This is a genomic window from Kitasatospora sp. NPDC057198 (genome assembly GCF_042670125.1).
Lineage (GTDB): Bacteria > Actinomycetota > Actinomycetes > Streptomycetales > Streptomycetaceae > Kitasatospora.
This window is the reverse complement of the sequence record NZ_JBHUWH010000594.1, coordinates 1-4,208: the sequence shown is the minus strand read 5'-3', so window position 1 is coordinate 4,208 and position 4,208 is coordinate 1. Positions and strand designations below refer to the sequence as shown.

The following is a 4,208-nucleotide window of genomic DNA, read 5'->3' as shown; positions in this document are numbered from 1 at the left end:
GGGGGGGGGGGGGGGGGGGGGGGGGGGGGGGGGGGGGGGGGGCGGGGGGGGGGGGGGGGGGGGGGGGGCCCGCGGTGGTCAGTCCGTCGTCCACCAGCCAGGCGCCGCACATCAGCGCGACGACCGCGGTGCCGAACCGTAGCCGGTCGGCACCGCGGGCGCGTCGGTGGGTGGTGCGGGTCAACGGCGGGAGCGGCGACGCCGGCGCACGACCAGGTAGCCCGCCCCGGCGATCAGGGCGGTGCCGACGGTGACCTCCGCCGGGTTCAGGTCGCGCGAGGCCCCGCCCGCACCGGCCGCGACCCCGCCCTGCGGCGTCTTCCCGGGGCCGCCGGGCGAGGTCGACGGGCCGCCGGGGCCGCCCTGGCCGGACGGCGAGGCGCCGCTGGACGGGGACGGGGAGCCGCCGCCGCTCTGGGGGCCGGGCGAGCCGCTGCCGGACGCGCTCGGCGAGGGCGACGGGTTGCCGCCCAGGTTGCCGCAGTCGACCGTGAACACCTTCTGCTTGGCGTCGCCGCTCTCGCCCACGAAGTTCCAGCCGAGCTTGTAGTGCCCGTCGGGCAGCGACAGGTCTCCGCTCCGGGCGTTCCCGGTGGGCATGAGCAGGGTGCCGCCCAGCACCGTGGCGGTGCCGGTCGGGGGCTGCTGGTCGATGTGCCAGGTGACGTTCTGTCCGGCGTCGAAGTTGAGGCCGTCGACGTAGAACTTGCAGACCTTCGGGTCGTCGGCCTGCTTGTCGGCGGGGGTGCCGCTGTCGTGGATCTTCACGTCGCCGTTGTCGGCGGCGTGCGCGGGGACGGCGAACACGGCCAGCGGCAGGACGGCGGCACCGGCGAGGGCGGCCGCGCGCAGCGGCAGCAGGCGTCGCCCGGACGGGGTCGGGATCATGGAGAACTCCGGGAGGGGGGTGGACGGGGCTGCCGGCGGGGCGCCGACACTCCACGAGAGTCCTCGCCGCACCCTGACGGCCCGTCACAACACACCCGAACCGGTACGACGTTTCCCCCCGACGGGCCAACCCGGGCCGCCGCCGGTTACCCGCCGCCCGCGGCCGTTACCCGCCGCCCGTGGCCGCCCGTGGTCGTCCGTCCGCCGGGAGGGTTCAGGCGCCCAGGTAGCGCAGGACGGCCAGGCCGAGCAGGGCGCCCCGGGCCAGGAACCACGGCGAGCAGACGTACAGCGATCAGCGGACGGCCGCGCCCGCCGCAGCCGCGCCGGTGGTGCCGGTCGTGTCGGTCGTGTCGGTCGTTCCGGCCGTCCGTTCCCTGTCCTGCCCGGCCATCCGTCCTCCCGGCTGACCGGATCGGCTTCCGGTCCGGTCGCCGACGGCCTTACCGGGCAAGGGAGTCGGGGCGTGGAGGAAGCCGGGAGCCGGGCTCAGGCGGCGGGGCGGCGGGAGCGGCGGCGGGGGCGGAGGCGTTCGCCGCGGGCCAGGCGGCGGAGGCGGGAGAAGCGGGAGAAGCGGTCGCGGTTGGCGACGGCGGCGCGGTCGAGTTCCTCCATCAGGCGGCGGCCGCGGTGCTCGAGGTCGAGCTCGTCGAGGATGCGGTCGACCTCGGCGAGCAGCGAGCCGTGCAGCTGCCACGCCTCGGGGCTCTCCTGGACGCGGCGCAGCAGCAGTTGGGCGACGTTCTCCCGGCAGGCCCAGGCGGCGGAGAGTTCGGCGGCCATCCGCTGCTCGGCCTCCTCCGCGTTGCGGCTGACCTGGGTGGTGACCAGCACCGCGAAGCTGACCAGGGCGCCGCCGACGTGCTCGAACAGCTCCTCCAGGGCCACCGCCACGTCGTCGGGGAAGAGCCGCTCACCCGGGCCGCGGCGCTTGGCCAGGTCGGTCAGCGAGCGGGCGATCACCCGGATGACGACCACGCAGATCTCCAGGGTGTCCAGCCCGGTGCGCAGCACCAGCCGGGAGAGCAGGCCCTCGCTGATCCGCGGGTTCAGCCGAAGGCTGTCCTCGGCCTGCCGCAGCGCCCCGTCCACCTCGGTGATCGCCTGGTCCAGCCGCCGGGCCTCGTACAGCCGTTCGGCGGCCCGTTCGACCGGCACCGGGCGGCCGAACTGCTCGGCGAGGCCGAGCAGCAGGTGCCGGGCCCGGCGGGCCAGGTCCTCGATCGACTCGCCCGCCTTGTCGACCCAGACCGGGGGCGCTATCACCAGGTTGAACAGCAGGCCGACGCTCGCGCCGATCACCGTCTCCAGCACCCGGTCCCACGCCTGGGTGGTGACCTGGGAGACGCCCAGGATCAGCATCGCGCTGATCGCCACCTCCTGGACGAACTCGTCCACCCGGACGAACCGCCCGATCACCAGCGAGGCCAGGATGATCAGCCCGAGGCTCCACCAGGACAGCCCCACCACCGCGGAGAACCCGATCGCGATCAGCACCCCGACCACCACCGAGTTGACCCGCCGGATGCTGGTGGTCAGCGTCGAGTACACCGTCACCTGCACCACCAGCAGCGCCGTCAGCGGCGCGGTCAGCGGCACCGGCTCCCGGCTCAGCCAGGTCGCCACCACGTACGACAGCGTCGCGGCGACCGTGGCCCGCACCGTCTGCACGACGAACGGGTCCTTGGCCCCGCGGCGCACCACGGCCGCCACCGGCTCCGGAACGAAACGCATGCAGCCCTCCTATCCCGGCCGGGTGCCGTTCACACCGTTCACAGCCTGACGGGGCGTCAGGCTGTGAGCCCCGGTCACAGGATGAACGCCTGTCTGGCTGCACCCGCGGACCCCCGCCGACGATGGCGGCATCGGACGCCCATGCCCCCCGCGCGGCCGAACGCGTCCGCGGTCCGAGGACGCGCCGCGCGACCCGACGACCGGACGAGGTGGTGGTCGCCGTGAGCGACGTCTCCGACCTGACCGAGCGCACCGGCAGGACGGTGCCCGCCCCCGAGGCGCTGCGACCGCTGCGGTACGCCGGCGTGTTCGCGCTGCTGTTCCTGTTCGGCACCGAGACCTTCCTGGTCTCCCCGCTGCTGCCGACCATCGCCGACTCGATCGGCTCCACCGAGGCCGCCGCCGCCTCCACCGTCACCGCGTACGTGCTGGTGTACGCGGTCTTCGCCCCGTTCCTCGGCCTGCTCAGCGACCGGTTCGGCCGCCGCCGCACCCTGCTCGCCGGCGGGCTGCTGTTCGTGCTCTCCAACGCGGCGGCCGCGCTCTCCACCGACCTCGCCCTGCTCGTCCTCTCCCGCGCCCTGGCCGGCCTGGCCGCCGCGGCCGCCGGGCCCGCGATCTGGGCGCACATCGCCGAGACCGCCCCCGAGGCGGTGCGCGGCCGCGCCCTCGGGCTCGGCATGGCGCTGTTCTCCACCGGCCAGGTGGTCGGCGTCCCGCTCGGCGGCGTGCTGGCCGGGGCGGCGGGCTGGCGGGCCGCGTTCTGGGCGCTCGCCGCCGGCACCCTCGCCGCGATCGCCCTGCTGGCCCGGCAGGTCGCCCCCGCGCCGGTCGCCCCCGCGCCGGGCGGTGCGGCGTCCGGCGGCGCCGTCCGGGCGGTCCTCGGCGCCTGGCGCGACCCGGCGCTGCGCCGCGCCCTGCTGGTCAACACCGTCTTCAACGCGGCCAACCTCGGCGCGTACACCTTCCTCGGCGCCGTCCTCGACCGCCGCTTCGACCTCTCCGTGCAGGCCCTCGGCCTGGTCGGCGTCCTGGTCGGCGCGGGCAGCGTGGCCGGCTCGCTGCTCGGCGGACGCCTCGGCGACCGGGCCCGCACGGCGGGCCGCACCGACCTGCCGCTGCTCGCCCTCTGGGGCCTGCTGCTGGCCGCCGGCATCGCCCTGGCCACTGCCGGCCCCGGGCTGCCGCTCTCGCTGCTCGGCGTGCTGGTCTGGTTCACCGCCAGCGGCGCCTTCGTCACCGACCAGCAGACCCTGGCCGGCACCGTCGCCCCCGCCCACCGCGCCACCTCCAGCGCCTGGCTCACCTCCACCATGTACGCGGGCACCGGCCTCGGCGCCTGGGCCGTCGGCGCGTTCGCCGACGTCACCCGCGGCGCCCTGCTGGTCGGCACCGGCCTGGCCCTGGCCGCGGCGGCGGGGGCGTGGCTGGTGACGCGCGGCCTGCGGCCGGAGGGGTGAGACCAGGGGCCCGGGGAACGGCGGGCCCGAGCCGCTGACGGCCGGCGCCGACCGGAACGTCCGGGCCGCTCCGCTCCGCCCCACCGCCCGACGCACCGCACCGCACCGCCCGGGGTCGGGCGGTGC

General features: G+C 76.6%; 3 protein-coding genes. 1 reads left to right on the top strand and 2 read right to left on the bottom strand.

The genetic code is table 11. The features are described from left to right. Positions 1-180: 180 nt before the first annotated feature. Both ACFUEL_RS36175 and ACFUEL_RS36170 read right to left on the bottom strand, forming a co-directional pair. Positions 181-888: a hypothetical protein gene (locus tag ACFUEL_RS36175; protein ID WP_380241904.1), complete on the bottom strand. Its 708-nt coding sequence runs from the start codon at positions 886-888 to the stop codon at positions 181-183. Positions 889-1,377: 489 nt separating this feature from the next. Continuing rightward, the gene (locus tag ACFUEL_RS36170; protein ID WP_380241902.1) at positions 1,378-2,622 is read right to left on the bottom strand and encodes an aromatic acid exporter family protein; all 1,245 of its coding nucleotides are present in this window, start codon (positions 2,620-2,622) and stop codon (positions 1,378-1,380) included. Positions 2,623-2,843: 221 nt separating this feature from the next. Here ACFUEL_RS36170 and ACFUEL_RS36165 point away from each other — a divergent pair, with 221 nt between their 5' ends. Then, on the top strand, positions 2,844-4,082 hold the full coding sequence (locus ACFUEL_RS36165) for an MFS transporter (protein ID WP_380241900.1): 1,239 nt from the start codon (positions 2,844-2,846) through the stop codon (positions 4,080-4,082). Positions 4,083-4,208: the final 126 nt, after the last annotated feature.

Coding starts and splice junctions, on each gene's coding strand:
- ACFUEL_RS36175 (WP_380241904.1), bottom strand. CDS start 888: ATGATCCCGACCCCGTCCGGGCGACGCCTGCTGCCGCTGCGCGCGGCC.
- ACFUEL_RS36170 (WP_380241902.1), bottom strand. CDS start 2,622: ATGCGTTTCGTTCCGGAGCCGGTGGCGGCCGTGGTGCGCCGCGGGGCC.